This is a genomic window from Brevundimonas sp., from assembly GCF_035999125.1.
Lineage (GTDB): Bacteria > Pseudomonadota > Alphaproteobacteria > Caulobacterales > Caulobacteraceae > Brevundimonas.
In genome coordinates, this window is the sequence record NZ_DASYGX010000007.1 from 222,291 (window position 1) to 249,078 (window position 26,788).

A 26,788-nucleotide genomic window follows, 5' to 3' on the forward strand; every position below is an offset into this window, starting at 1 on the left:
CGGGATTTCCGCCCGTGAAATAATCCGTTACCTTCCGCCGCTCCGTGGGCCGAGGAACGCCGATTTGCGACAGGACGACGTCAGGACGCCGATGTGGTGGGTCAGGCTGTCCGGACGGGCGTTCGCCCGCAGCTGGGGCCGGGACGTCATGCTGTACACCGGCGGGGTGTCGTTCTTCGCCCTGCTGGCCGTGTTCCCCGCGATCGCCATTCTGATCGGCCTGTACAAGGTGGGCCTGTCGATCAGCGAAGTGAGCGCGCAGGCGGCGGCCCTGGCCGACCTGTTGCCCGCCGCCGCGCGGTCCATTTTCCTGACCGAGATCGAGCGGTTGGCGCAGACGTCGGCGCGGGCCGTGTCGGCCCAGTCGGCCTTCGCCCTGATCGTCGGCGCCTATGCGGCGCATCGGGGATTCAAGGCGTTGCTGGCCGGACTTAACCTGATCCACGACGAGCAGGAGCCGCATGGGTTCCTGAAGTTCAACCTGTTGGCCTTCTTCGTGGCCCTGTTCGCCTTCGCCCTGTTCACCGTGGTGTCGGGCGCGGTGGTGACCGCGCGGCTGATGTCGCACACGTCGGGCGGCCAGACGGGCGGAGGCCTGCCGTTCGACGGCCTGCTGCCGGCGCTGGGACTCGCGGTGGGGCTGACGCTGCTCTACCGCTACGCCATGAGCCACCGGACGCGGGTGGCCTGGGCCCCTGCCATCATCGGCGGGACCATCGCCACGGTGCTGTCGATGGTCAGCTCCTGGCTTTGCGCCATCTATGTGGAGCAGATCGCCCCGTTGGGCGCGACCTACGGCTCGGTCGGCGCCATCGTGGTGCTGCTGATCTGGCTGTCGTGGAACGTGAACGCCATCTTCTATGGCGGGGCCTTCGCCACGGAGATGGAGATCGCCGACCGGGCGCGCGGGGCGCCGAGCTTCGACGACGAGGCCGTGGCGGCCGAGGCCGCGACCGCTCAGGTCGTCAGCCTGGCCGCGCGCCGGTCACGACGCGGAAGCTGAGGACGCCGTCCGCCTCGTCCACCGACGCCAGCGCGTGCGGGCCTGAACCGATCAGGTGGGGCACGTCTATGCGGGCGAGCGGATCGTCGGCCAAGAGGGTCACGGTGGATCCCGGCGCGGCGCTTTCAAGGGCCTTCTGAAGTTTGAGAGACGGCACCGGGCAGCGGTGGCCGCGCGCGTCGACGACGATCTCCGTCATGCTGCGGCTCTGTCCAGGAGGAGGTCGAGCGCCTGAAGTAGGGCGGCGTGGCGGACGCCGTCGCGGCCGAGATCGCCGAACCGGCATTCGCGGTCGATCAGGCCGGCGGGACCGAGGGCCGCGAACCAGACCAGACCGACGGGCTTTTCGACCGTGCCGCCGCCGGGGCCGGCCACGCCCGTGATCGCGACGGTCAAGGCCACGCCGGCCGCGTCGGCGGCGCCGGCGGCCATGGCGCGGGCGACTTGCCGGGAAACGGCGCCGTGCGAGTCGATCTCCGCCTGCGGCACGCCCAGCATCCGCACCTTGGCGGCGTTGGAATAGGTGACGAAGCCGCGATCCACGACGTCCGACGAGCCGGCGACCGCGGTCAGGGCCGCGGCGACCAGGCCGCCGGTGCAGCTTTCGGCCGTGGCGAGGGTCAGGCCGCGCGCGCGGGCGGCCGCGAGGACGGCGTCGGCACGGTCGAGAACGTCGCGGTCGAACATCGGGCTTTCCAAGCGCGGGGCGAGTCGTCTTAACCTGCACCGGACAGGGGCCGCGCGTCGACCGCGCGCCCGAGCGATCCCGCAGGAGACTTCATGAGCGCAGCCGACGTTCCCGCCGGAACCGCCCCCACGGGCGACCGGCTGACGCCCGTCCTGTTCGCCCTGGCCATCTTCACCTCGGCGTCGCTGGTGTTCGTGGTCCAGCCGATGGTGACCAAGCTGGTCCTGCCGATGCTGGGCGGATCGCCCCAGGTCTGGAACACGGCCATGGTCTTCTTCCAGGCCGCGCTGCTGGCCGGATACGGCTATGCCCACCTGCTGCAGCGGATCGGCTCGTTGCGCACGCAGGTGCTGGTGCATCTGGGGCTGCTTCTGGCGGCGGCGCTGTTCCTGCCGCTGAGCGTCAGCGGGGTGCTGGGGGATCCGGATCCGTCCGCGCCGATCCTTTGGCTGCTGGGCACGCTGACGCTGTCGATCGGCGCGCCGTTCGCCGTGCTGTCGGCCACGGCCCCGCTGCTGCAGGCCTGGTACGCGCGGGTGCGGGCGGACCACGCCGACGGCAAGAACCCCTACGTTCTTTACGCCGCCTCGAACCTGGGCAGCTTCCTGGCCCTGCTGAGCTATCCCGTCCTGATCGAGCCGCTGGCGACGCTGTCGGGCCAGCGGTGGGGCTGGACGGGCGGCTATGCCGTGTTCGTCGTTCTGATCGTGGTCATGGCGCTGACGGTGTGGCGTAGGCGTGTGGCCGAGGCCGCGCCCGCGGCGCTGGAGCGCAGCGCGCCGATGTCGTGGCAGGACCGGCTGATCCTGATCGGCCTGGCCGCCGCGCCGTCCAGCCTGATGCTGGGGGTGACGGCGCACCTGTCGACCGACGTGGCGTCGGCGCCCTTCCTCTGGGTGATCCCGCTGGCGCTGTACCTGCTGACATTCGTCATCGCGTTTCAGGCCAGGCCCTGGATTCCGCTGCCGATCACCCTGGTGATCCAGGCGGCGGTGGGCGGCGTGGCGGTCAGCTTGGCGGCGTTCCGCAGCGACCAGTGGCTGGTGCTGTTCGGGATCAGCATTCTGGGCTTCTTCTTCACGACCTTGATGTGCCACCAGCTGCTGGCGGCGCGGCGGCCGGCGCCCGACCGGCTGACGGAATTCTATCTGCTGATGTCGCTGGGCGGTGTGGTGGGCGGCGCCTTCACGGCCCTGCTGGCGCCGGTGATCTTCGACGACGTCTGGGAGTATCCGCTGATGCTGGTGCTCGTCGGCCTGGCGCGGCCGTGGGGCAGCGGGTGGCGGCTGGGGTACCGGGAGGCGTATTTCCTGCTGGCCGGACTGGTGATCGCGGCCATGCCGCCGGCGGTGCACGCGGTGGTCCACGCCAACGAGATGCTGTGGCCCCTGTTCCAGGATCCGGTCGTGTTCCGCCAGATCACGGTCATCCTGCTGGGCGCGGCGGCGATCTGCGCCTTTCTGGTGCGGGACAACGCCCTGTCGTTCACGGCCCTGCTGGCGGCGATGACCCTGTCGGCGCAGTGGGTGAACAAGGGCTATGACGCCACCTACAGCGAGCGCAGCTTCTTCGGCGTCATGCGCATCTCGAACGTGCCGGACGAGCGGCTGGGCGGCGACGTGCATGTGATGATGCACGGCACGACCCTGCACGGCGCGCAGGCGCGCGATCCGCAGTACGCCTGCTCGCCGACCCTCTACTACGCCCCGTCCACGCCGATCGGACAGGCGGCGGTGATGGTCCAGAACCGCGGTCCGGCGGTGAACATCGGGGTCGTGGGGCAGGGCTCGGGGGCCATGGCGGCCTACAAGCGCGCGGGCGACGCGCTGACCTTCTTCGAGATCGATCCCATGGTCGACCGCCTGTCGCGCGATCCGAACTGGTTCACCTACATCAACGGCTGCGCCGACGGCCCGGTGCGGACGGTGCTGGGCGACGCGCGGCTGACGCTGGAGGACGAGCCGGCCGGGTCGTACGACCTGCTGATCATCGACGCCTTCTCGTCCGACGCCGTGCCGACCCACCTGCTGACGCAGGAGGCGATCGCGGGATACCTGAAGCTGGTGAAGCCCGACGGGATCGTGGTTCTGCACCTGTCGAACCGGAACCTGGACATCACCCTGCCGGCGGTCGCGGCGGCGCGGGCGCTGCGGGTGCCGGAGCGACACCAGATCTTCATCGAACGGGCCGAGCTGCCGGACATGGCCGAGGCCTCGACCGAGGCGCTGATCCTGTCGCCGACGGAGGCGGGGATGGTGGACTTCGACGCCGATCCGCGCTGGCGGCGGCTGGCGCCGACCGAGGTGCGGCCGTGGACCGACGACTACGTCAATCTGTTCGGATCGCTGGTCCGGGCGAACTTCTAGAGCCGTGGTCCTTTACCAAGGGCAAGGGCATCACAACGAGCACAACGAGGCCACAACGGACACGACGGTACCGAGCGCGACTTGCCGCAGGCATTCCGTCGTCTTCGACGCCATGGCGCTGCGCGCGGCCCGCGCCCCAGCCCCGTCGTGTCCGTTGTGGCTTTCTCTTCGTTGTGCCCGTTGTGAAGAACCAGCCAATTCGAACACGCCGCCGCATCCAGCCCGACCGGCGCCCGCAAGGTTCAACGAAAACTCCGAAAGGTCAGTCCGGCAGCTCCAGGGTGGCCGTCGCCATGGCGGCCAGGCCTTCCTCGCGGCCGGTGAAGCCCAGGCCCTCGGTGGTCGTGGCCTTCACGCTGACGGCGTGAAGGGGCAGGTCCAGGATCGCGGCGATGCGCTCGCGCATGGTTTGGCGGTGCGGCTTCACCTTGGGCCGCTCGCAGATCAGGGTGACGTCGCAGTGCACGATGCGGCCGCCGCGCGCCTCGGCCAGATCGCGGGCGTGCGCCAGGAAGGCGTCGGAAGCGGCGCCCTTCCAGCGCGGATCGGACGGCGGGAAGTGGTCGCCGATGTCGCCCTCGGCCAAGGCCCCCAGAATTGCGTCCGTCAGGGCGTGCAGGCCGGCGTCCGCGTCGGAATGGCCGATCAGCGACCGGTCGTGCGGGATCTCGACGCCGCACAGCCAGACGGCGCCGCCGGGACCCCAGCGGTGGACGTCGTAGCCATGCCCGACGCGGGTGACGCGCCGCTCCGTCGATGCGAGCAGGGCCTCGGCCATGGCGAAATCCTCCGGATGGGTCAGCTTCATCAGGCGCGCGTCGCCCGGCACGTGGGCGACGGTCAGGCCGGCGCGGCGCAGGGCCTGGGTCTCGTCGGTCGGCGGGGTCGGGTCCGGCCAGGCGTCGAGCGCGGCAGTCAGGGCGCCCAGCCGCGCGGCCTGGGGCGTCTGGATGCGGAGCAGGCCGTCGCGGATGACCGTCTCGCCGATGCGGCCCTCGTCGTCGCGGCGCAGACTGTCGGCGACCGGCAGGACCGGAGCGGCGGCGTCCGCCGTCTGAAGAGTCGTCAGCAGGGCGTCGATCACGGCGCGGGACAGCAGCGGTCGCGCGGCGTCGTGGATCAAAACAGGTCGATCGGCGGGCTGGTCGTCCAGCGCGGCCAGGCCGGCGCGGACCGAAGCCGCACGGTCGGCCCCGCCCGGAACGGCGATCCAGCCCGAGAGGCCGGCGAGGGCGCGATCGGCTTCGTCGCGGGAGTCCGCCGGGATGCAGACCACGACCGGATCGGCGCCGGCGTCCAGCAGGGCCTGAACGGAGCGGCGGACGACGGGCAATCCGCCCAGCAGCCGCCATTGCTTGGCGCCGCCGGCACGGCTCCCGGACCCGGCGGCGACGACGACGGCGGAGAAGGTCATGGCCCGCTTCTAGTCGGCGGTGGCGAAGCTGGCGAGGGGCGTTGCGCGACGACGACGTCCGACGCAGCATGGATCGGCATGAGGGGGAATCCATGACGCAGACCATTCTCGCGCCTGTGATGGCGCTGGTCCTCTGGTCGCTGGTGATGTGGGCGTGGCTCTACGTCACGCGCATTCCGGCCATGAGGAAAGCTCGGATCAAGCTGGATCCCGACGTGCCGTCGGGCACGCTGACCCAGTCGCTGCCGCCGCAGGTGCGGTGGAAGGCGGACAACTACAACCACCTGATGGAGCAGCCGACGCTCTTCTACGCCACCGCCCTGGCGCTCGCCGTCGCGGGGTCGGGAGGAGGGCTGAACCTCCAGCTCGCTTGGGCCTACGTTGGGCTCAGGATCGCCCACAGCCTGGTGCAGGCTTTGATCAACGTCATTCTGCTGCGCTGGGCGCTGTTCATGGCGTCGAGCCTTGTGCTGGTGGTTCTGGCGGTCCGCGCGGCGATGCGGGTGTTCTGAACCGGCCGGACGCCTTATGAGGCGCCGTGTGGAAACCCGGACCCTTCAGATCGGCGACGTGACGGTGCCCGGCCGGGTGCTGACCGCCCCCATGACCGGCATCACGGACCTGCCCTTCCGCCGGCTGGCCAGCCGGCTGGGCGCGCCCTACGTGGCGACGGAGATGGTCGCCTCGGCCGAGCTGGCGCGCGGACGGCCCGACGTGGTCCGGCGCGCGGCGGTGGGCGAGGGCCTGCCGCTGACGGTGATCCAGCTGGTGGGCCGCGACCCCGTGACGATGGGCGAGGGCGCGCGCATGGCCGAACAGGCGGGCGCCGACCTGATCGACCTGAACTTCGGCTGCCCCGCCAAGGAGGTGACGGGCGCCGCGGCCGGATCGGCCCTGATGCGCCAGCCCGAACTGGCCGCGCGGATCATCGATTCGGTGGTGCGCGCCACCTCGCGGCCCGTGACGGTGAAGATGCGGCTGGGCTGGGACGACCACGACCGCAACGCGCCCGCCATCGCCGCGCGCGCCCGGGACCTGGGCGTCAAGGCGATCACGGTGCATGGCCGGACGCGATGCCAGTTCTACACCGGCGAGGCCGACTGGGACGCGGTGGCCGAGGTGAAGGCGGCGGTCGACGTGCCGGTGATCGTGAACGGCGACGTCCGGACGACGGACGACGCCCGCGAGGCCTTGCGGCGCTCGGGCGCCGACGGGGTGATGCTGGGGCGCGGCGTCTATGGCCGCCCGTGGATCGCCGCGGAAATGCAGACGGCGCTGGACGGCGGCGTCGTAGAGGCGGAGCCGGACGCCGTGGCCCGACACGCGCTGGTGGTCGAGCACCTGCACGCCGTGCTGGACTTCTACGGCGAGGGCTTGGGCCTGCGCATGTTTCGAAAGCATCTGGGCTGGTACGTCGAACAGGCCCCGCGGCCGGAGAATCCGCTGGACCGGCGCGCGGCCAAGGCGCGGTTGTGCCGGCTGGAAAGCGTGGCCGAGGTCGATGAGGCCCTGGCGGTGTTGTGGGATCTTAAGTGACGCCGTTCGGCAACTGATCTGTTGATTTCAGGCAACAGGTGGGGAAGAGTGCCGTCCCGCATGAGTTCGCCATCGACGCCCACGGACGGTCGGACCTCGCCCTCTCCCGAGGCGGCGAAGGGCTGGTCGCTGGGCGATCTCGCCGGCATGGGCGGCGGTCGGCCGCTGTTCGCCGTCGGCTATGTGGCGGCCTTCCTGGTCGTGGGCGGGGCCATCTGGGTGGTCGCGACGGCGCCGAACGCGCCGGGTCTGGACGGCGGAAGGGCCTCAACCAGCCAAGCGGTGCTGATCGCCCTGTTGCTGAACCTGATCCTGATCGCGGCGCTCGGCGCGGCTGTGGGGCGGCAGATGCTGGCGTTGATCCGCGACCGGTCGCGTGCTGGCGCAAAACTGCACCTGAGGTTCGCCACCCTGTTCTCGCTCGTGGCTGTGGCTCCGGCGGTGCTGATCGCTGTCGTCTTCGGCGTTCTGGTCAATCGCGGCGTGGATCGCTGGTTCAGCGACAATGTCGAGACCGCCGTCGACAACGGCGCGGAGATCGCCAAGGCCTATCTCCGAGACGTCGGCGCGACGTTGGAATCCGACCTGGCCACCATGACCAACGAGCTGACCGCTCCCGAGGCCATGGCGAGCTTTCGTGAAGACCGCATCTGGTTCTCGGCGCTGCTGGCCCAGACGGCGGACATCTTCGGCTATCCCGCGCTTTACATTCTGGACGGCGACGGCCGCGTGCTGGCGCGCGGCGAGCTGCCGGGCGCGCCACCCTATCGCGCCCCGCCGCGTTCCGATCTGGACCTGGCGGCGCAGGGGGAGGAAGCGCCCTCGGGCGTCACCGAGGCTCCCGATGCGGTGCGGGCACTGTATCCCCTGAGGGGCTACGGCGACGCCTATCTCTATGCGGTCAGGCCGCTCGAGCCGGGATTGATCGCACGCATGCGGACCAGCGAGCAGTCGATCGTGGCCTATCGCCAGGCGGAAGAAAGCCAGGCACGGCTCCAGTGGGCGTTCGCGCTGAGTTACCTTGAAAGCGCACTTCTGGTCCTCGTCGGGGCCATGGGATTGGGCATGGCGGCGGCCAGCGCCATCTCGGCGCCGATCGGGCGCCTGATCTCGGCCGCCGATCAGGTCGCCGCCGGAGACTTGTCGGCGCGGGTGGAGGAGCCGTCGGACGCCGACGACTTGGCGGCGCTTTCAAGTGCGTTCAACCGAATGACCGGCGACCTTGAGGCGCAGCAGACCGCTCTCCTGGCTGCCCGTGAGGAAGCGGTGGGCCGCAGCCGCTTCATCGAAACCGTGCTGTCGGGCGTCTCGGCCGGGGTCATCGGTCTGGACCGCAAGGGGCGCATCTCGGCGGTGAACGAGAGCGCGGTTTTGCTGCTGGGCATCGCCGAGACGGAACTGATCGGCATGACCTTGGCGGAAGTGTCGCCGGAGCTGAGCGACCTGCTCAAACGGGGCGAAGCGCACATCGAGGAGGACGTCGACGTCACCCGCGAGGGCGAGACGCGGCGCCTGCGCGTGCGGATCGAGAGCGGTCTGGGCGGCGAGATGGTGCTGACCTTCGACGACATCACGCGCCTGGTCACCGCCCAGAGGAACGCCGCCTGGCGCGACGTGGCCCGGCGGATCGCGCACGAGATCAAGAACCCCCTGACGCCGATCCAGCTGTCGGCCGAACGCCTGCGCCGCCGATATCGCAGCCGGGTCGAGGACGACGTCGAGACCTTCGACCGCTGCACCGAGACGATCATCCGCCAAGTGGGCGACATCGGGCGGATGGTGGACGAGTTCTCGTCTTTCGCGCGCATGCCGACGCCGCGCTTCACCGCCGAGAACCCGGCGGAACTGCTGCGCGAAGCCGTGTTCGCCCAACGGGTCGCCCAGCCCGAGGTGGCGGTGGACATGCCCAAGCCGCCGGCCAAGGTGGTCGCCCACTGGGACGGCCGCATGGTGGGCCAGGCGCTGACCAACATCCTGAAGAACGCCGGCGAGGCGGTGCTGGCGCGACGCGCGATCCAGGGCGACGGCGATCCGGTTGCCGCGGCCATCATCGCCCGGCTGGTCGTCGAGGATCACCAGGCCTGTTTCATCGTCGAGGACGACGGCGTCGGCCTGCCGGAAAAGGACCGCGATCGCCTGACCGAACCCTATGTGACCACGCGCGAGAAGGGCACCGGCCTGGGCCTCGCGATCGTGCGGCGCATCTGCGAGGACCACGGCGGCGAGCTGAAGCTGGGCGACGCCGAGACCCTGCGCGGGGCCCGGATGATCCTGGTGTTTCCCCTGAAACCGGGCGTGACCCGGACCCCTGTTCCTGCGAACGCGACGGCAAGCTAGCGAGGCGAGATGCGACCCACAGGCGCCGACATTCTGGTGGTGGACGACGAGGCGGACATCCGCGACCTGGTCGCCGGGCTGCTCGAGGACGAGGGGCATTCCGTCCGCGTCGCCTCCAACTCCGACGAGGCTTTGGCCGCGATCCGGGCCCGGCGGCCGTCTCTGGCCTTGCTGGACATCTGGATGCAGGGCGGCGGGCTGGACGGGCTGGAGCTGCTGGACGTCATCAAGGGTGTGGACGAGGACCTGCCGGTCGTCATGATCTCGGGCCACGGCAACATCGAGACGGCGGTCAGCGCGCTGAAGCGCGGCGCCTACGACTTCATCGAGAAGCCGTTCAAGTCGGACCGGCTGGTGGTGGTGATCCAGCGGGCGCTGGAGGCGGCGTCGCTGAAGCGGGAGAACCGGCGGCTGCGGGCCCAGGTGATGTCGCCGCCAGGGCTGATCGGGAAGTCGGCGGCGGCTCAGGCCCTGCGCTCGACCATCGCCAAGGTCGCGCCGGCCAACAGCCGGGTGCTGATCTCCGGCCCGCCGGGATCGGGCAAGGAGCTGGTGGCGCGTCAGATCCACGAGGCCAGCCCGCGGGCGCGGTGCGAATTCGTGGCCATCTCGGCGGCCGGGATGACGCCGGAACGCCTGGACGTCGAGCTGTTCGGCGAGGAGGGGGCCGACGGTCGCCCGCACCGCACCGGCACGTTCGAGCGCGCGCACGGCGGCACCCTGTATCTGGACGAGGTCGCGGACATGCCGCGCGAGAGCCAGAGCCGCATCCTGCGCGTGCTGGTCGAGCAGCGGTTCCGCCGCGTTGGCGGGGATCAGGACGTGCAGGTCGACGTGCGCGTCGTCTCGTCCACCAGCCGCGATCTGAAGGGCGAGATCGAGGCCGGCCGGTTCCGCGAGGATCTGTTCCACCGGCTGAACGTGGTGCCCGTGCGCGTGCCGCCGCTGTCGGAGCGGCGCGAGGACATCGCCGAACTGGTCGAGCATTTCGTGGAATCGATCTGCGCCGCCCAGGGGCTGGCGCGGCGGCGCATCGCGGAGGATGCGGTGGCGGTCATGCAGGTCAACGCCTGGCCGGGCAACGTGCGGCAGCTGAGGAACAACGTCGAACGCCTGCTGATCCTGGCCACGGGCGAGGCCGACCAGCCGATCACGGCGGACATGCTGCCCCAGGAGGGCGGCGGGTCGAACGGCGGCGGACTGGGCACCGACCGCATCATCGCCCTGCCGCTGCGCGAGGCGCGCGAGGTGTTCGAGCGGGAGTATCTGGCGGCGCAGATCATGCGCTTCGGCGGCAACATCAGCCGCACCGCGGGCTTCATCGGCATGGAGCGGTCGGCCCTGCACCGGAAGCTGAAGTCGCTGGGCGTATCGCCCTCGCGAGGCGGGGACGACGATCTGGACGACGCGGCGGAGGGCGAGGGCTGATGTCGCGCGTCGCCTACGTCAACGGCGTCTATCGCCCGCACCGTGACGCCGTGGTCCATGTGGAGGACCGGGGATACCAGTTCGCGGACGGGGTCTATGAGGTCTGGTCCGTGTTCGACGGCCGACTGGCCAATTTCGACGCGCACATGACCCGGCTGCACCGCAGCCTGGGCGAACTGAAAATCCGCATTCCCATGACGCGCGAGGCCCTGACCCAGGTGCTGCGCGAGACGGTGCGGCGCAACCGGGTGCGCGACGGACTGGTTTACATCCAGGTGACGCGCGGCACGGCGCGGCGGGATCACGTGTTTCCAGGCGAGACGACCGCGCCCAGCGTGGTGGTGACCGCCCGCCCCATGGACCTGCGCAAGGCCGACGCCGTGGCGAAGAAGGGCGTGGCGGTGATCACCCAGCCCGACATTCGCTGGGGGCGATGCGACATCAAGACGGTCGGCCTTTTGCCCAACGTGTTGGCCAAGCAGGCGGCGCGCGAGGCGGGCGCGGCGGAGGCGTGGATGATCGACGAGATGGGGCTGGTCACCGAGGGCGGCTCGACCAACGCCTGGATCGTCGACGAGCACGGCGTGCTGCGGACGCGGGACGTGCAGGCCAACATCCTGCGCGGCTGCACGCGGGCGGCCCTGCTGGACCTGGTGCGCGAGACGGGGATCAGTTTCGACGAGCGGGCCTTCACTGTTGAAGAGGCGAAAAAGGCCAAAGAGGCCTTCTACACCGCCGCCAGCGCCTGGGTGATGCCGGTGATCTCCGTCGATGGGGCAAAGGTGGGCGACGGCAAGCCGGGCGAGATCACCAAACGGCTGCGCCGGCTCTATCTTGATCGGGCACGCGACGAAGCCATCTAGGTTGCGGCCACCGGCGCGACGCCGCTAGGGTGCGCCCGCTGCCCGGCCGGACGGAAACAACAAGAACAGGGGCCAACCCGCCATGTCGCAAGACAAACGCCAGAACTTGCAGGACACCTTCCTCAACGCGGTCCGCAAGACCAAGACGCCGCTGACCATCTTTCTGGTCAACGGGGTCAAGCTGCAGGGCATCGTGACCTGGTTCGACAATTTCTGCGTGCTGCTGCGCCGGGACGGCCAGTCGCAGCTGGTCTACAAGCACGCCATCTCGACCATCATGCCGTCGGCGCCCGTGCAGCTGTACGAGCCCGACTCCGAAGAAGATTGACGCGCGAGCGTCAACCCTCGGGCTCGACCCGAGGGCCAGATCCAAAGCCAAGCTGTATTTTGGCGGCGGCGGTCGCCCGCCTGTGCGGCCATTCAATCCCCTAAAGCGTTGAACGTCTGATCCTCGGGTCAAGCCCGAGGATGACGGTAGAGAAAGGTGCGTCGCGTTTGGCGACACGTTCCATCGATCATGCCGTCCCGCTGATCCGGGCGGTCGTCGTCCACCCCGACCGGCGCGAGGGCGCGGACCGGGCCGCGGCCGAGCGTCTGGAGGAGGCCACAGGTCTGGCGCGCGCGCTGGACCTGGACGTGCGCGCCGAGGAGATCGTGCGCGTGCGCAAGCCCGTGCCCGCGACCCTGTTCGGATCAGGCAAGGTCGAGGAGCTGGCGGCGCTGGTGCGGGCGGCCGAGGCCGAGGCCGTGGTCGTCGACGACCAGCTGTCTCCGGTGCAGCAGCGCAATCTGGAGAAGGCCTGGGACGCCAAGGTCATCGACCGGACCGGGCTGATCCTGGAAATCTTCGGCCGGCGCGCCCGCACGCGCGAGGGCAAGCTGCAGGTCGAGCTGGCGCGGCTGGAGTACGAGCGCTCGCGGCTGGTGCGGACCTGGACCCACCTGGAGCGGCAGAGGGGCGGCACCGGCTCGACCGGCGGCCCCGGCGAGACGCAGATCGAAATCGACCGCCGGCTGATCGCCGACCGGATCGTCAAGCTGAAGGCCGAGCTGGAGGAGGTGCGGCGCACGCGCGGCCTGCAGCGCAAGCAGCGGGCCAAGGCCCCGCATCCGACGGTGGCGCTGGTCGGCTACACCAACGCCGGCAAGTCGACGCTGTTCAACCGGCTGACGGGGTCGGAGGTGCTGGCCAAGGATCTGCTGTTCGCCACGCTGGACACGACGCAGCGCACGCTGAAGCTGCCGCAGGGGCGGCCGGCGATCATCGCCGACACCGTGGGCTTCATCTCCGACCTGCCGCACGAACTGGTCGACAGCTTCCGCGCGACGCTGGAGGAGGTGGGCGAGGCCGACCTGATCCTGCACGTGCGGGACGTCGCGTCCGACGACACCGAGGCGCAGGCGAAGGACGTCGAGGCGGTGCTGAAGCAGATCCCGCCGGTCGAGGGCAAGGCGCGGCGCGTGCTGGAGGTCTGGAACAAGATCGACCTGCTGACGCCCGAGGCGCGGGAGCTGGCGGAAGGGCAGGCCGCGCGGGCGGGCGAGGGCGGGGCCGTGCCGGTCTCGGCGTGGACCGGCGAGGGGATCGAGCGCTTGCGCCGCGCCATCGCCGACCGCATCGACGACGAGCCGGAGATGGCCCTGACGCTCGACCCGTCGCAGGGCGAGGCCCTGGCCTGGCTGTATGAGAACGGGCGCGTGACGGCGCGCGAGACGGACGGCGAGGGGCTGACGCGGGTGACGGTGCGGCTGCACCCGGCGGCGCTGGGGCGGTGGGAGCGGGCGTTCGGCTGATCTGAGACCAGCTGGCCGTCCTAGGAGTCAGCCACTTCAATGTCCCAGGCGTCATTCGGCTTGAGGCCGTAGGCCATCAACACCTCCTCTGCGATGTGCCGCAGCATCGCGTCAGCGGGCCAAGTGCCTACCTCGATGCCGCCGTTTTCAATGGTCAGCATGTTTCCATCTGGGGACATGGCCGCCGGCTGCCCTCCGAATGCGGCGGAGCGATACAAATTGGCAAGGTCGGTCGGAATTTCTTGGTCGCGGTGTGCGCCCATTGTGTTCCGCATGTCCGTGACGAACCTCTCTCGGGTAAGCTTCAGTCGTGACTCCCAACCCAACTGCTCTTCGGGGTTAAGCGGGATCATCCCGTCAGCCGATGCACCGCCAATACCTTCCACAAAAATTGGTTCTGTCGGCCACCAGATGCGGAACGGCTGGTGCCGAGGTTTCTCAGCGACACACCTAGACCAAGGTTTGTAATCGACACGGTGCCCTTCCGGACCAGAAGACATCTGCATGACCACGCAGCGATTGGTTGGTGTCATGTAGGCTGGGGAGACGTCTGGCGTTGGGGTCGGGAACGAGAGCAAGCTGCGTCGCGTACTCGCCGTCCGATCCGTGGCTCCGACGATGTTGACGATTAGGGTGGCCATCGGTCCGGCAGCGCCGGAGTGGCCACCGTCATATGCGTTGGCCAAAAGGCTCAGCGACTGAAGATCGTCGTCTATCGCGCGCGAAATCTCCGCGTCGGATCGCCTAACTTTCGGCCGCCCTGTTCTTCTCGACCTATTCATTGGATCCATCCCGCACGGCGCTGACCTCCTGGCGCTTCGCCGCGTCCCACAGCGCGTCCATCTCCGCCAAGTCCGACTGCTCCGGTCTCCGCCCGTCCTTCGCCAGCTCCGCCTCGATGAAGCCGAAGCGGCGGACGAATTTGGCGTTGGCGCCGCGCAGGGCGTCTTCGGGTTCGACGCCCAGCTTGCGGGCCAGGTTGGCGACGACGAAGAGGAGGTCGCCCATCTCTTCGGCGGCCTTGTGCGCGTCGCCGGCGGCGATCTCGGCTTTCAGCTCGGCGATCTCCTCTTCCAGCTTGGCGAAGACTTCGTCGGTGGAGGGCCAGTCGAAGCCGACGCGGGCGGCGCGCTTGGTCAGCTTGGCGGCGCGGTGCAGGGCGGGCAGGCTGACGGGCACGTCGTCGAGCACGCCGTGCTGCGCCTTCTCGGCGCGCTCGGCGGCCTTGATGTCCTCCCACCGCAGCTTCTGCGAGGCGCCGTCGGGGCGGGCCGCTTCCTCGCCGAAGACGTGGGGATGGCGGCGCTCCAGCTTGTCGGCGATGGCGGCGGCGACGTCGTCGAACGCGAAAAGCCCTTTTTCTTCCGCCATGCGGGCGTGGAAGATGACCTGGAACAGCAGGTCGCCCAGCTCGGAGCGCAGGTCGTCGAAGTCGCCGCGGTCGATGGCGTCGGCGACCTCATAGGCCTCTTCCAGCGTGTAGGGGGCGATGGTGGCGAAGGTCTGCTCCACGTCCCACGGACAGCCGCCGACGGGGTCGCGCAGACGAACCATGATCTGTTTCAGGCGCTCGATGGGGGTCATCCGCGCGCCTCCAGCGCACGCCGGACCTCGTCGTGGCGCTCGGCCGTCAAAGGATAGTTCCGCAGCACCAGTGCGGCGGCCGCGATCAGCAGGGCCGGGACCGTGACGAACATCACTTGCAACGCCAGCAGCGACGTCTCGCTGTTGCCCTCGGGGCCCGGCACGGCGCGGAAGCCGATCCAGCCCAGGACGGTGAAAGGGATCAGGGCGAAGACGTGGCCCAGCTTGGTCGTGGCCGACAGGATGGAGAACATCAGAGCCGTGCGGTCCACGCCGGTTTCCAGCCGCACCTCGTCGCCTGCGTCGGCCATCATGGCACGCAGCAGGAATAGGCCTGCGGCATAAGGCAGGCCGGCGACGAACATGGCCGCGCCGGTCAAGGCGAAGCTGCCGCCCGGCAGAAGAGTGGCGACGACGTAGAGCGAGGCGAAGATGGCGCTGGCGACGATCAGGGCCCTGTCCTTCCCGATGCGGGTCGCCAGCCGCGCCCAGATCGGGGCGCCGCAGAGACCTCCGACGAAATAGAGCAGCATGAAGATCGAGGCCTCCGCCTGGCCGTATCCCTTGATCTCGTCGAAGAAGAAGAACAGCAGCGCGCCGGTCACGCCGGGCGCGATGCCCAGCAGCAGATCGGCCAGCAGCAGGCGCGAGACGGTCGGACGCTTCAGGAGATCGACGTAGATGCGCCAGCCGCCATGTGGGGCGTCGCCCGGATTGATCGGCTCGGGAACAGCCGCCAACGCAAGGCTGATGGTGAGGGGCAGGGCGGCGAAAATGGCCCAGCCCATCACGTGGACCCCCGCGACGTAGTCTCCCAGCCCCAGCTGAACGATCGCGGCGGGAAGTATCAGAATGGCGATGACGCCGACGATGTTGAACGCCTGCCACCACGCGTAGACGCGACTGCGCTGATCGTATTCGGGCGCCAGGACCGAGGCCCAGCCGAGCTGACTGAGGGTGCCGACGGAGAAGCCGAGGTAGAGGACCAGCAGCCAACCGAACAAATACCCCGGCCCTGCGCCCGGCCGGACCATGACGAAGATCATCAGCGCAGCCAGCATCAAAACCGGCGCGGACGCAGCCATCCACGGGCGGTAGCGGCCCCAGCGCGTGCGCGTGCGGTCCATCGCCGAGCCGATCAGCGGATCCAGTACGATGTCGATCGCACGCACGGCCATGAAGATGTAGCCGACCACCGCCAGATCGAGGCCGACGTGCCGGGCGTAGTAGTCCGGCAGGACGACGGGCAGAGCCACGCCGAAAGCCGCCAGCGGCAGGCACACGCTCGAGAAAGCCGCCAGCACGGCGTTGGAGCGACGGGAAGAGGACGCGGCCATCAGCGGCTCCGACTCGGGAAGGGGAAACCTTGCCAGCCTTTTCGCCGTGACGGGAGCGCGCACTTGATGCGGGGGCGGGAGTCGGGCCTTCTGCGGCGATGAGGCGGACCCTGCTCCTTCTGGCGGCGACGGCGGGCCTGGCGACGGCCGGCGGCGCGGCGGCGCAGGACGTCTGCGATTCCTCGCATCCGGGACTGTGGGGCGGCTCGGCACAGACCAACGGCGCCTCGCTGTGGGGGCTGCAGTGGTCGCCGTTCGGCACGGTGGAGTACGGCTGGGAGACCTATCTGCCGCTGGTGCAGAGGGAACTGGCGACGCCTTGCGGGCCGGGCACGCCGGCCTTCGCCGAGGCGCTGGCGCGGTTTCAGGAGTCGCACGACCTGCCGATGACGGGCCAGTTCGACGGCGCGACCTTCCAGACCTTCCGCGGCATGTGGCAGGAGCGGCGCCCTTTCATCATGGCGCGCGTGCGCGGCGAGGACTGCCCCGATCCGCCGCACCAGCGCGACCTGGGCTATCTGCAGCTGGACGAGGAGCACGCCGACCGGCAGACGCGGCTGCTGCGCTATGACGTGCTGAACGCCTATCGCGCCCTGCGCGCGGCGGCACGGCGCGAGGTTCCGGAGATCGCGGCCGATCCGGAGCTTCTGCAGATCTTCTCCGGCTGGCGGGACCCGGGGGCCGACGCGGCGCGTTGTGCGGCGGAACGGAACTGCGACGGTCAGCGGCGCGCGGTGTGTTCGCCCCATCGCACCGGCACGGCGGTGGACCTGTACGTCGGTCACGTCGAGGGGCTGGGGGTCGACTCGACCAGCCCCGCCAGCCGACAGCACATGAGCCGGGGGGCGACGTACCGCTGGCTGGTCGCCAACGCCCACCGATTTGGATTCGTGCCCTATGTCTTCGAACCCTGGCACTGGGAATGGACCGGGCCCACGCCCGAGACCGAGGCCTATTCTCACCCGACTGACTGAGGGCGAGGCGGCGCTGGCGGCGCGGGTGTTCGGCGCGGCGCTGAACGTCGGCCGCGTGCGGGTGCTGGCGACGCCGTTTCCGCGGGCCTTCGTGCCGGGGCGGTGGTTCGGTCTGGACTGGATCTGCTGGCCGCGCGCGACCCTGACAGCCGACCTGAGCGCGGCGCCGCTGTCGATCCGCGCCGTCTTCGTGCACGAGCTGGTTCACGTCCATCAGGCGCAGGCGGGGGTCAACTTGCTGATCGGCAAGCTGAAGGCGGGGGACGGACCGGCCGCCTATGCCTATGCGCCCGTGCCCGAGTGCGTCTGGGAAGGGCTGAACATCGAGCAGCAGGCCATGGTGGTGGAGCACCGCTATCGGCTGGAGGAGGGCGGAACCGCGCCGGGGGACCGCGCCTTCTACGACAGGGTCTGTCCATTCTGACGCAGGGGGCTTGAAGCCCCGGGCCCGGGCGCCATATCCGTCACCGTATCGGTTGCGAATTGCGGCCGCGATTTCAGACGGAGGGCGACATGCCGAAGATATTGGTCCTTTACCACTCCACCTATGGCCACACCGAAATCATGGCCGAGGCCGTGGCGGACGGCGCGCGTCAGGTCGAGGGCGCTTCGGTGGACGTCCGCCGCGTGCCCGAACTGGTGCCCGAGGAGCTGGCCCGCGCCAGCGGCTACAAGCTGGACCAGGGGGCGCCGATCGCCACGGTGAACGAGCTGGCCGGCTATGACGCCATCATCGTGGGCGCCGGCACGCGCTACGGCACGGCCGCCAGCCAGATGCGCAACTTCCTGGATCAGACCGGGCCGCTGTGGGCCAAGGGCGCCCTGGTCGGCAAGGTCGGCGCGGCCTTCACTTCCACCGCGACCCAGCACGGAGGTCAGGAGACGACGCTGATCGGGCTGATCCAGACCCTGCTGCACCACGGCATGGTGGTCGCGGGCCTGCCCTATGCCTGGCAGGGCCAGATGCGGCTGGACGAAGTGACCGGCGGCAGTCCCTATGGCGCCTCGACCATCACCGGCGGCGACGGCTCGCGCATGCCGTCCGAGAATGAGCTGGACGGCGCCCGCTGGCAGGGCCGCTACGTGGCGGAGACGGCGAAGAAGCTGTTCGGCTGATGACGACCCCGGCCGTCTTCTTCGGCCACGGCAGTCCCATGAACGCGCTGGGCGGACCCTATGCGGCCGCCTGGCGCGATCTGGGCCGTGAGATCGGCAGGCCCGCCGGCGTCGTCATGGTCTCGGCTCATTGGGAAGCCGACGGGCTGGGCGTGACGGCGCAGGCGCGGCCGGAGACGATCCACGACTTCGGCGGCTTCCCGGCGGAACTGCATGCCTACGATTACCCCGCGCCCGGGTCGCCGGCACTGGCGGTGCGGGTCGCGGAACTGACGGGAGCCGTGCCGACCGAGACGTGGGGCCTGGATCACGGGACATGGTCGGTCCTGACCCACGTCTGGCCGGACGCCGACGTGCCGGTCGTGCAGCTGTCGCTGGATCGGCGGCTTGACGCGGCGGGGCACGTGGAGACGGCACGGCGGCTGAACGCCCTGCGCGACGAGGGCGTGCTGATCGCCGGGTCCGGCGACTTCGTGCACAATCTGCGCACCTGGAAGCGGACCGGCGGAGACGCCTATCCATGGGCGACCTCGTTCAATGAAGCGGTGAAGGACGCCATCCTGCGCGACGACGTGGACGCCTTGGCGAACTGGGTCGACCTGGCCGAGGAGGCGCAGCTGAGCGTGCCGACCGACGAGCACTTCCTGCCGTTGCTCTACGTGGCGGCGCAGCGGCGGGCGGGGGATGCGGTGAGCTTCTTCAACGACGTGATCGAAGGCGGCTCGATCTCGATGACGGGCGTGCGGATCGGCTAGCCGAAGACGCGGCGCCCCGCGACCCAGGTCCCCGCGACCCTGCCCTGAAGACGGCGGCCGTCGAAGGGAGAGTTCTTGGACTTGGAGCGTAGGGCGTCGGCGTCGACGACGACGGGCGCGTTCGGATCGAACAGCGCTAGATCGGCCGGGGCGCCGGCGGTCAGGCGGCCGCCGTCCAGACCCAGAAGTTCGGCCGGACCCAGCGTCAGAGGGCGGAGCACCTCCAGCAGGGTCAGTTCATGCTCGTGGTGCAGGCTGAGCGCCGCGGGCAGCAGCGTCTCCAGCCCGACGGCGCCTGGCGCGGCCTGGGCGAAGGGGCGACGCTTGTCCTCCGCGGGTGCGGGGGAGTGGGCCGAGGTGATCACCTCGATGCGGCCGTCGCGGACGCCCTCGATCATCGCCAGCCGGTCGCTTTCGGCCCGTAGCGGAGGATCCAGCCGGTAGAAGGTGCGCCAGTCGCCGGCGTCCAGATCGTTGAAGCACAGGTGGTTGATCGAGACGCTGGCGGCGACCTCAAGACCGCGTGCGCGGGCGCGGTCCAGCGATTCCAGCGCCGCCTCGGTCGAGAGCAGATCGATCAGCAGCCGCCCCCCGGTCAGTTCCGCCAGGGCCAGGTCGCGGTCGAGCTGGATGCGTTCGGCCAGCGCCGGGGCGGAGGGCAGGCCGGACCAGGCCGCCGCGTCGCCGGAGGTGGCCACGGCCCCCTCGCTGAGCCAGGGCTCGACCGGGCGAACGGCGATCAGGGCGTCGAAGGCGGCGGCGTAGCTCATGACCCGCTGCAGGGTCCGGCTGTTGACGACCGTGCGGTCGCCGTCGGTGAAGTAGGCGGCGCCCGCCTCGGACATCAGGCCGATTTCGGCCATGCGCTCGCCCGCGCAGCCGCGGGTCAGGGCGCCGGCGGCCAGCACGCGGACGAGGCCGAGGGCCGCGCCGCGACTGTGGATGAAATCCACCATGGCCGGATCGTCGACGGCGGGGTCGCTGTCGGGCTGGATCACCATTGACGTGACCCCTCCGGCCGCGGCGGCCAGGCTGGCCGACTTCAGCGTCTCCTTGGGCTCGGCGCCGGGTTCGCCGGTCTTGACGCGGACGTCGATCAGGCCGGGGGCCAGGCACAGGCCGTCGGCGTCGATGGTGTCGACGCCCGAGGGGGCGCCGCCGCCGGCGGCGACGTCGACGATGCGGCCGTCCTCGACCAATACGGCGCCGACGGCGTCCAGACCGGACGCCGGGTCCAGCAGGCGGGCGTTGACGACGGCGAACGCGCTCATCGGTCGCCTCCGTGGCGGCGCTCGGTCAGGGCGGCCAGCACGGCCATGCGGGCGGCGACGCCCATCTCGACCTGCTGCTGGATCAGGGAGACGGACAGGTCGTCGGCGACGTCGGAGTCGATCTCGACGCCCCGGTTCATGGGGCCGGGGTGCATGACCTTCGCGCCCGGGGCGGCCCAGGCCAGTTTCTCGCGGTCCAGACCCCAGAAGCGGAAGTATTCACGGGTCGAGGGGATCAGGGCGCCCTCCATCCGCTCCAGCTGCAGGCGCAGCATCATGACGACGTCGGCGCCGGCCAGGCCCTCACGCATGTGGTGGAAGACCTCGCAGCCCCAGCGGGCGGCGGCGGAGGGGATCAGGGTCGGCGGGCCCACCAGGCGGACGCGGGCGCCCAGCATGGACAGGAGAGCGATGTTCGAGCGGGCCACGCGGCTGTGGGCCACGTCGCCGCAGATGGCGACCGTCAGCCCGCCGACGTCGCCGAAGGCGCGGCGGATGGTCAGGGCGTCCAGCAGGGCCTGGGTCGGGTGCTGGTGCCGCCCGTCGCCGGCGTTGACGACGGCGCAGCCGACCTTCTGCGACAGCAGGTGCGCCGCGCCGGACGCGCCGTGACGGACGACCAGAATCTCCGGCGCCATGGCGTTGAGGGTCACAGCCGTGTCGATCAGGGTCTCGCCCTTGGCGACCGAAGAGGCCTGGACGGGCATGGTGACGACGTCGGCGCCCAGCCGCTTGGCCGCGATCTCGAAAGAGGAAGAGGTGCGGGTCGAGTTCTCGAAGAACAGGTTCACGACCGTGCGCCCCGCCATCAGGTCCAGCGGGCGCGGCGAGGGCTGGCGATTGTGCTCGGCGAAGGCGTCCGCGAGGTCCAACAGGGCGTGGGCGGCGGGGGGATTGAGGTCGGTCGCCGACAGGAAATGGTCGGCCGGAAACGGCGTCAGCCGCTCTCGGATCGCGTCGGGGACGGCGGCTTCGGTCATCAAAGCCGCGTCATAGGCCAGACTCAGGCCAGATGGAACAGCACCAGCAGGATCGGGATGACGGCGGCGGCCGCGACGGTCGTCAGGGCGACGATGCCGGCCATGAGCGGGGCGTCGCCGCCCATCTGGCGCGCGAGCATGTAGCTGGCCGCCGCGCCGGGGGCCGCGCCGCACATCAGGGCGATGCCCTGGGCCGTCGCATCGCCGCCGTAGAGCACGCACAGGCCCCACATCAGCGGCGGGGTGACGATCAGCTTGACGAAGGTCACCGCCGCGATCGTGACCTTGCGCCGCGCCACCTCGGCGAAGCTGAGGCCGGCGCCGGCCACGATCAGACCCAGCGGCAGGGCGGCGGCGCCGAGCAGCTCCAGCGTGTCGGACAGGCCCGGCAGGCGGGGGACGCCGGCCAGATTGAGCGCCAGGCCGATCAGGCAGGCGACCAGAATGGGGTTAGAGATGATCGCGCGGGCCAATGAAAGCGGCGACATCGGCTTGCGGTCCGCGCCCCAGCGCTCCAGCACCACGACGCACAAGATGTTGGTCACCGGGATCATGGCGCCGATGACCACGGCGGCCAGCGCCAGACCGTCGGAGCCGTAGACCGACTGGATGACCGGCAGGAAGACGAAGCTGTTCCAGCGGATCACGCCCTGAAAGACGCTGGTGTAGGCCGGGCCGTCCAGCCGGATCAGCGGCTTCAGCACAAGGGTGATCGAGGCGATGATGACTACCGAAGTCACCGCCGCCAGACCCGCCGCGCCGGCGCCGCCGCCGGAGATGTCTGCGCTCCAGATCGCGGGGATCAGAAAGCCGGGATAGAGCAGGTTGATCGACAGCTTCTCGATCGGCCGCCAGGTCGCGTCGGGCAGGAAGTCGGACTTGCGCAGGCCGTAGCCGATCGCGATCAGGACGAAGACCGGCAGGACGCCGGCGAGCAAGGCGGCCATCAGCCCCTCAGCCGATCCAGCGCGCCCTGCAGGATCCAGGCGGCGGCGGTGCGATCGATCACCTGGGCGCGGCGTTTGCGATTGAGGTCCAGGTCTTCGATCAGGAAGCGCTCGACCGCGCTGGTCGACAGTCGCTCGTCCTGAAAGGCGACGGGCACCGCGCGCAGGCGCTGCAGATTGCGGGCGAAGGCGCGGCAGGACTGGGCGCGCGGACCCTCCGTCCCGTCCATGTTGAGCGGCAGGCCGATGACCAGGCCCGTTGCGCCGCGGCCGTCCATCAAGGCCAGAAGGCGTTCTGCGTCCTGGGTGAATTTGACCTTGGGGATCAATTGCAAGGGGCTGGCGATGGTGCGCGACAGGTCGCTGACGGCCACGCCGACGGTCTTCTCGCCCAGGTCCAGGCCGAACCAGGGGGTGTCGGGCGGGGTGGCCCCGGCCAGTTGTTCAAGCGTCAGATCGATCACCCGGGGGCGGTGCGACTGGCGCGCGGGCAAGTCAAGGCGCAAGCTGGTTTCAAAACCGAGGAGAGATCGCCGATGACCCGCCTGACGCTGCCGTCGCTCGCCGCCCTTCTGACGCTGGCCGCGTGCGACGCGCCTGCCGACGGACCGGTCCAAGATCCCGAGCCGGCCGAGCGTCTGGCGACCGGACCGCTGACGCCCGCTGGGCCGGCGCAGACGGTGACCGCCGACGCCGACGTCAACTTGCAGCACGCCGCCGCCGTGGTCGAGCTGGACGAGATTCAGGGCCAGGGTACACTGACCGCCAAGCTGTTCGGAACCGCCGGCGGCGACCCGGCGATGAACGGGCTGTACGTCCATGCGGCCTTCTTTCTGAGCCCGGCGGAGGGCTGGCGCGTGTTCCGCATCGGCGACGTGCTGGACTATCGCGTCCTCTCGACGGGGCCGGGTCGCGTCGAACTGGAGATCGACGAGAGCGTGATGGACCCGGAGACCAGCGAAATCGGCTCGCGCACGCGCCGAATGATCCTGGGCTGGGCGCCCGGAGCGGAGGGCGCGCCGCCGGAGACGGTGACGGTGACCCCGGCGCAATGACCGATATGGACTCAAGCGAGAAGAACCGCAGGACGGTCGAGGCCTACGACGCCTATGCCGCCAGATATGCCGCCGCCACGGAACCCAGCCGGTCGCCCACCGGTTCGGACGCTCTGGACGGATTCATCGCTGCGGTCGGCGCCCAGGCGCGCGTCCTGGAGGTGGCGTCCGGCCCCGGCTGGGACGCCAACGTGATGGAAGCGAGGGGACTCGAAGTCGAGCGGACGGACGTGTCCGACGGATTCATCGCCGTGCAGGCCGAGCGCGGCAAGCGCGTCGAGCGGCTGAACCTGCTGTCGGACGATCTGGGCGGGCCCTGGGACGGGATCGTCGCCCTCTATGTCATCCAGCACATCGAAAAGGCCTCGGCGCCGGACGTCGTCGCCCGGATCGCCGCCGCCTTGCGGCCCGGCGGTACGCTGCTGCTGTCGTTCCAAGAAGGCGACGAGGACTTCATCGAGCACGGATCCGACGGTGGGGCCTATCACATCGTCCGTTGGCCCCGAGACGAGATGGTCGCCCTTTTCGGCCGCCACGCGCTGGAGGTCGGCTGGGAGCGGCGCGACGTCGATGAGGAAGGCGTCTGGATCACGGTGCTGGCGCACCGTTCTTGAGATTCGACCGAGGCGCGGCTAATCCCGCGCCTTCACCGCACGTGCAGGAGGGCCGCATGGCCATCGACGCCGCGACGGTGCGCAAGGTCGCGCATCTCGCCCGCATCAAGACGCCCGAGGAGCGGCTGGAGCCGCTGGCCGCCGAGTTGAACGGCATCTTGGCCTGGATCGAGCAGCTGAACGAGGTCGACGTGGACGGCGTGGAGCCGATGACGTCCAACGTGGCCCAGCCGCTGCGCCTGCGCGACGACGTGGTGACCGACGGCGCCAAGGTGGACGCCGTGCTGTCCAACGCGCCGAAATCGGCGGACGGCTTCTTCGTCGTGCCGAAGGTGGTGGAATGAGCGGGCTGACCGGGCTGACGCTGAAGGCCGCGCTGGAAGGGCTTAAGGCGCGCGACTTCTCGTCGGAAGAGATCACCAGGGCCTTCCTGGGCCGCATTGAGGCGACCAATCCGACGCTGAACGCCTACGTCGAAGTCACCGCCGACAAGGCGCTGGGCATGGCGCGGGCCGCCGACGCGCGGCTGAAGTCCGGCGAGGCCGGGCCGCTGGAAGGCGCGCCGCTGGGGATCAAGGACCTGTTCTGCACCGACGGCGTGCAGACGACGGCGGGCTCCAACATGCTGCGCGGCTTCGTGCCGCCGTACGAGTCCACCGTCACCGCCAATCTGTGGCGCGACGGGGCGGTGATGCTGGGCAAGCTGAACATGGACGAGTTCGCCATGGGCTCGTCCAACGAGACCTCGGCCTTCGGACCGGTGGTCAATCCGTGGAAGTCCAAGGCGTCCAACGCCGACCTGACCCCCGGCGGCTCGTCCGGCGGGTCGGCGTCGTCCGTGGCGGGCGACCTGTGCCTGGCCGCCACCGCGTCGGACACCGGCGGATCGATCCGCCAACCGGCCGCCTTCACCGGAACTGTGGGGATCAAGCCGACCTACGGCCGCGCCAGCCGGTTCGGCATGGTGGCCTTCGCCAGCTCTCTGGACCAGGCCGGGCCGATCACGAAGACGGTCGAGGACGCGGCCATCCTGCTGCGCTCGATGTGCTCACATGACCCCAAGGACTCGACCAGCCTGGACGTGGAAACGCCGGACTGGACGCAGTCGCTGAACAAGGGCGTGAAGGGCCTGCGGATCGGCGTGCCCAAGGAGTACGTCGTCGACGGCATGCCCGCCGAGATCCAGAAGCTGTGGGACCAGGGCGTCCAGTGGCTGAAGGACGGCGGCGCCGAGATCGTCGAGATCAGCCTGCCGCACACCAAATACGCCCTGCCGGCCTATTACATCATCGCCCCGGCCGAAGCCTCGTCGAACCTGGCCCGGTACGACGGCATGCGGTTCGGGCACCGCGCGACCGAGGTGAGGTCGCTCGCTGACCTGTACGAGACCTCGCGCGCCGAGGGCTTCGGCAAAGAGGTCCAGCGTCGCCTGACCATCGGCGCCTATGTGCTGTCGGCCGGATTCTACGACGCCTATTACGTCCGCGCGCTGAAGGTGCGCCGCCGGATCGCCCATGACTTCGACGACGTCTGGGGCCGGGTGGACGCGATCCTGACGCCGTCGACGCCGTCGGCGGCCTTTGCGCTGGGCGACAAGCAGATCGACCCGCTGCAGATGTACCTGAACGACATCTTCACGGTGACGGCCAACCTGGCCGGCCTGCCGGGCATCTCGGTGCCGGCGGGTCTGGACTCCGGCGGCCTGCCGCTGGGCCTGCAGGTCATCGGCAAGGCTCTGGACGAGGCGACCGTGTTCCAGGTGGCGGACGCGCTGGAACGCGCGGCGGGCTTCACGGCCCGGCCGGAGAAGTGGTGGTGATCTGATAAAGGTCGCGATGGAGGCCTGACCGAGAATCGAACTCGGGTGCACGGATTTGCAGTCCGCTGCGTCACCACTCCGCCATCAGGCCGCGGGGCCGTGGAACGGGCCCGGGTCATCGCGAGGGGCGTCAGCTATCAGATCGGATCACGCGCCGCAACGCGCCTTTGAAATCCGCGGTCGGCGACCGTATGGACGGTTCCCCACGGGCGCGGCTTGGCCTATAAGCGCGGCCTAAATCAACAGCGGATGACAAAGATGGACATGGCGGCGGCGCGCAAGGCGATGGTGGACAGCCAGGTCCGCGTCAACGACGTCACCGACCGGGCGCTGCAGGCGGCGCTGCTGGCCGTGCCGCGCGAAAAGTTCTGCGCCCCGGGCCGCGCGTTCTCGGCCTATGCCGAAGTCGAGGTCGAGATCGCCGCGGGCCGCAGCCTGATGGAGGTCCGCGAGGTCGCCAAGATGCTGCAGTTCGCCGTGCCGCGCGAGGGCGAGACGGCGCTGGCGATCGCCGCGCCCTATGCCGCCGCCGTGCTGGCGAGGATGGGTCTGACGGTCACGGCGCAGGAGGCCGATCCCGCGGTGTTCGACGTGGTCGGCGCCGCGCTGGAAGAACAGGGCGTCGCGGCCGTGGTCGGACCCTTCACCCACCCGACGGGCGGCGACTGGGATCTGATCGTCAGCGAAGGCGGCGTGCCGGTTCGGCCGGAAGCCTGGCTGGAGACGTTGAAGCCCGGCGGGCGCGCGGTGTTCGTGGAGAGGAGCGGGCCGGTCGGCCGCGCGGTGCTGTACGTGCGCGGCGAGCAGGGCGGGGTGTCGCGGCGCGAGCTGTTCGACGCCGCGCCGCCGGTTCTGGAGGCCCTGCGTCCGGCCCCGGCCTTCGCCCTGTGACGACGGAACACCCCCC

28 protein-coding genes and 1 tRNA gene are annotated in these 26,788 nt (G+C 70.0%); 18 read left to right on the forward strand and 11 right to left on the reverse strand.

What is annotated here, in order from left to right:
• The first annotated feature begins 64 nt into the window (after positions 1–64).
• A complete protein-coding gene (locus VGN45_RS06640) occupies positions 65–1,003 on the forward strand; it encodes a YihY/virulence factor BrkB family protein (protein ID WP_327460619.1) in 939 nt (312 codons plus the stop codon).
• On the opposite strand, the gene VGN45_RS06645 is transcribed toward VGN45_RS06640, so the two are convergent.
• Both VGN45_RS06645 and VGN45_RS06650 read right to left on the reverse strand, forming a co-directional pair.
• Entirely contained in the window at positions 966–1,202 is a 237-nt protein-coding gene (locus VGN45_RS06645; RefSeq protein ID WP_327460621.1) for a sulfurtransferase TusA family protein, read from the reverse strand. The two genes, VGN45_RS06640 and VGN45_RS06645, sit on opposite strands and share 38 nt — an antisense overlap.
• Positions 1,199–1,690, reverse strand: a complete 492-nt coding sequence (locus VGN45_RS06650) for a nicotinamide-nucleotide amidohydrolase family protein (RefSeq protein WP_327460623.1) — start codon at positions 1,688–1,690, stop codon at positions 1,199–1,201. Before VGN45_RS06650 ends, VGN45_RS06645 begins: the two co-directional genes overlap by 4 nt.
• 93 nt (positions 1,691–1,783) lie before the next feature.
• Here VGN45_RS06650 and VGN45_RS06655 point away from each other — a divergent pair, with 93 nt between their 5' ends.
• Positions 1,784–4,057 (forward strand): fused MFS/spermidine synthase, encoded by a 2,274-nt coding sequence (locus tag VGN45_RS06655; RefSeq protein ID WP_327460625.1) that lies wholly within the window; start codon positions 1,784–1,786, stop codon positions 4,055–4,057.
• A 262-nt stretch (positions 4,058–4,319) separates the two neighbouring features.
• Here the strand turns inward: VGN45_RS06655 and VGN45_RS06660 are convergent, their stop codons facing one another.
• The gene (locus VGN45_RS06660; RefSeq protein ID WP_327460627.1) at positions 4,320–5,471 is read right to left on the reverse strand and encodes a bifunctional 2-C-methyl-D-erythritol 4-phosphate cytidylyltransferase/2-C-methyl-D-erythritol 2,4-cyclodiphosphate synthase; all 1,152 of its coding nucleotides are present in this window, start codon (positions 5,469–5,471) and stop codon (positions 4,320–4,322) included.
• A gap of 92 nt (positions 5,472–5,563) precedes the next feature.
• Here VGN45_RS06660 and VGN45_RS06665 point away from each other — a divergent pair, with 92 nt between their 5' ends.
• The 7 genes from VGN45_RS06665 (at position 5,564) to hflX (ending at position 13,429) form a co-directional block, all read left to right on the forward strand.
• The gene (locus VGN45_RS06665) at positions 5,564–5,983 is read left to right on the forward strand and encodes an MAPEG family protein (RefSeq protein WP_327460629.1); all 420 of its coding nucleotides are present in this window, start codon (positions 5,564–5,566) and stop codon (positions 5,981–5,983) included.
• Between the two features lie 16 nt (positions 5,984–5,999).
• Positions 6,000–7,007: a tRNA dihydrouridine synthase DusB gene (dusB, locus tag VGN45_RS06670; RefSeq protein WP_327460631.1), complete on the forward strand. Its 1,008-nt coding sequence runs from the start codon at positions 6,000–6,002 to the stop codon at positions 7,005–7,007.
• 60 nt (positions 7,008–7,067) lie between these two features.
• Positions 7,068–9,344: a PAS domain-containing sensor histidine kinase gene (locus VGN45_RS06675; protein WP_327460633.1), complete on the forward strand. Its 2,277-nt coding sequence runs from the start codon at positions 7,068–7,070 to the stop codon at positions 9,342–9,344.
• A gap of 9 nt (positions 9,345–9,353) precedes the next feature.
• Positions 9,354–10,772, forward strand: coding sequence for a sigma-54 dependent transcriptional regulator (locus tag VGN45_RS06680; RefSeq protein WP_327460635.1), 1,419 nt, complete (start codon positions 9,354–9,356; stop codon positions 10,770–10,772).
• Positions 10,772–11,635 (forward strand): D-amino-acid transaminase, encoded by an 864-nt coding sequence (locus tag VGN45_RS06685; protein ID WP_327460638.1) that lies wholly within the window; start codon positions 10,772–10,774, stop codon positions 11,633–11,635. The genes VGN45_RS06680 and VGN45_RS06685 overlap by 1 nt, the downstream gene beginning before the upstream one ends.
• Before the next feature lie 82 nt (positions 11,636–11,717).
• A complete protein-coding gene (gene hfq, locus VGN45_RS06690; protein WP_327460640.1) occupies positions 11,718–11,963 on the forward strand; it encodes an RNA chaperone Hfq in 246 nt (81 codons plus the stop codon).
• A 140-nt stretch (positions 11,964–12,103) separates the two neighbouring features.
• Positions 12,104–13,429, forward strand: coding sequence for a GTPase HflX (gene hflX / locus VGN45_RS06695; RefSeq protein ID WP_414643401.1), 1,326 nt, complete (start codon positions 12,104–12,106; stop codon positions 13,427–13,429).
• Positions 13,430–13,449: 20 nt separating this feature from the next.
• Here the strand turns inward: hflX and VGN45_RS06700 are convergent, their stop codons facing one another.
• The 3 genes from VGN45_RS06700 to VGN45_RS06710 all read right to left on the reverse strand — a co-directional run bounded on the left by VGN45_RS06700 (position 13,450) and on the right by VGN45_RS06710 (position 16,350).
• Positions 13,450–13,941, reverse strand: a complete 492-nt coding sequence (locus VGN45_RS06700; protein ID WP_327460644.1) for a hypothetical protein — start codon at positions 13,939–13,941, stop codon at positions 13,450–13,452.
• Between the two features lie 262 nt (positions 13,942–14,203).
• Complete coding sequence (gene mazG / locus VGN45_RS06705; RefSeq protein WP_327460646.1) at positions 14,204–15,013, reverse strand: nucleoside triphosphate pyrophosphohydrolase; 810 nt, start codon at positions 15,011–15,013, stop codon at positions 14,204–14,206.
• On the reverse strand, positions 15,010–16,350 hold the full coding sequence (locus tag VGN45_RS06710; protein ID WP_327460648.1) for an MFS transporter: 1,341 nt from the start codon (positions 16,348–16,350) through the stop codon (positions 15,010–15,012). Before VGN45_RS06710 ends, mazG begins: the two co-directional genes overlap by 4 nt.
• A gap of 98 nt (positions 16,351–16,448) precedes the next feature.
• On the opposite strand from VGN45_RS06710, the gene VGN45_RS06715 reads away from it, so the two are divergent.
• The 4 genes from VGN45_RS06715 to ygiD all read left to right on the forward strand — a co-directional run bounded on the left by VGN45_RS06715 (position 16,449) and on the right by ygiD (position 19,195).
• Complete coding sequence (locus tag VGN45_RS06715) at positions 16,449–17,324, forward strand: D-alanyl-D-alanine carboxypeptidase family protein (RefSeq protein ID WP_327460650.1); 876 nt, start codon at positions 16,449–16,451, stop codon at positions 17,322–17,324.
• A gap of 25 nt (positions 17,325–17,349) precedes the next feature.
• A complete protein-coding gene (locus VGN45_RS06720; protein ID WP_327460652.1) occupies positions 17,350–17,748 on the forward strand; it encodes a hypothetical protein in 399 nt (132 codons plus the stop codon).
• Positions 17,749–17,837: 89 nt separating this feature from the next.
• Complete coding sequence (gene wrbA / locus VGN45_RS06725; protein WP_327460654.1) at positions 17,838–18,440, forward strand: NAD(P)H:quinone oxidoreductase; 603 nt, start codon at positions 17,838–17,840, stop codon at positions 18,438–18,440.
• Positions 18,440–19,195, forward strand: coding sequence for a 4,5-DOPA dioxygenase extradiol (gene ygiD / locus VGN45_RS06730; RefSeq protein WP_327460656.1), 756 nt, complete (start codon positions 18,440–18,442; stop codon positions 19,193–19,195). Before wrbA ends, ygiD begins: the two co-directional genes overlap by 1 nt.
• Here ygiD and pyrC read toward each other — a convergent pair.
• From pyrC to ruvX, 4 genes are read right to left on the reverse strand one after another with little or no spacing between them, the layout of a single operon-like run.
• On the reverse strand, positions 19,192–20,466 hold the full coding sequence (gene pyrC, locus VGN45_RS06735) for a dihydroorotase (RefSeq protein ID WP_327460658.1): 1,275 nt from the start codon (positions 20,464–20,466) through the stop codon (positions 19,192–19,194). The two genes, ygiD and pyrC, sit on opposite strands and share 4 nt — an antisense overlap.
• On the reverse strand, positions 20,463–21,446 hold the full coding sequence (locus VGN45_RS06740; protein ID WP_327460660.1) for an aspartate carbamoyltransferase catalytic subunit: 984 nt from the start codon (positions 21,444–21,446) through the stop codon (positions 20,463–20,465). Before VGN45_RS06740 ends, pyrC begins: the two co-directional genes overlap by 4 nt.
• Before the next feature lie 23 nt (positions 21,447–21,469).
• The gene (locus VGN45_RS06745) at positions 21,470–22,393 is read right to left on the reverse strand and encodes an AEC family transporter (RefSeq protein ID WP_327460662.1); all 924 of its coding nucleotides are present in this window, start codon (positions 22,391–22,393) and stop codon (positions 21,470–21,472) included.
• Positions 22,393–22,857, reverse strand: a complete 465-nt coding sequence (gene ruvX / locus VGN45_RS06750) for a Holliday junction resolvase RuvX (RefSeq protein WP_327461236.1) — start codon at positions 22,855–22,857, stop codon at positions 22,393–22,395. The genes VGN45_RS06745 and ruvX overlap by 1 nt, the downstream gene beginning before the upstream one ends.
• A 72-nt stretch (positions 22,858–22,929) precedes the next feature.
• Here ruvX and VGN45_RS06755 point away from each other — a divergent pair, with 72 nt between their 5' ends.
• The 4 genes from VGN45_RS06755 to gatA are packed head-to-tail and all read left to right on the forward strand — an operon-like array spanning position 22,930 to position 25,881.
• On the forward strand, positions 22,930–23,448 hold the full coding sequence (locus tag VGN45_RS06755) for a hypothetical protein (RefSeq protein WP_327460664.1): 519 nt from the start codon (positions 22,930–22,932) through the stop codon (positions 23,446–23,448).
• The gene (locus VGN45_RS06760; protein WP_327460666.1) at positions 23,445–24,062 is read left to right on the forward strand and encodes a class I SAM-dependent methyltransferase; all 618 of its coding nucleotides are present in this window, start codon (positions 23,445–23,447) and stop codon (positions 24,060–24,062) included. Before VGN45_RS06755 ends, VGN45_RS06760 begins: the two co-directional genes overlap by 4 nt.
• A 56-nt stretch (positions 24,063–24,118) precedes the next feature.
• Positions 24,119–24,406: an Asp-tRNA(Asn)/Glu-tRNA(Gln) amidotransferase subunit GatC gene (gatC, locus tag VGN45_RS06765; RefSeq protein ID WP_327460668.1), complete on the forward strand. Its 288-nt coding sequence runs from the start codon at positions 24,119–24,121 to the stop codon at positions 24,404–24,406.
• Positions 24,403–25,881, forward strand: a complete 1,479-nt coding sequence (gene gatA / locus VGN45_RS06770; RefSeq protein ID WP_327460670.1) for an Asp-tRNA(Asn)/Glu-tRNA(Gln) amidotransferase subunit GatA — start codon at positions 24,403–24,405, stop codon at positions 25,879–25,881. The genes gatC and gatA overlap by 4 nt, the downstream gene beginning before the upstream one ends.
• A gap of 17 nt (positions 25,882–25,898) precedes the next feature.
• Here the strand turns inward: gatA and VGN45_RS06775 are convergent.
• Positions 25,899–25,972 (reverse strand) — tRNA-Cys (locus tag VGN45_RS06775).
• A gap of 167 nt (positions 25,973–26,139) precedes the next feature.
• Between VGN45_RS06775 and VGN45_RS06780 the strand changes: the two genes are divergently transcribed.
• Positions 26,140–26,772, forward strand: coding sequence for a protein-L-isoaspartate O-methyltransferase (locus tag VGN45_RS06780; RefSeq protein WP_327461238.1), 633 nt, complete (start codon positions 26,140–26,142; stop codon positions 26,770–26,772).
• Positions 26,773–26,788 lie beyond the last annotated feature (16 nt).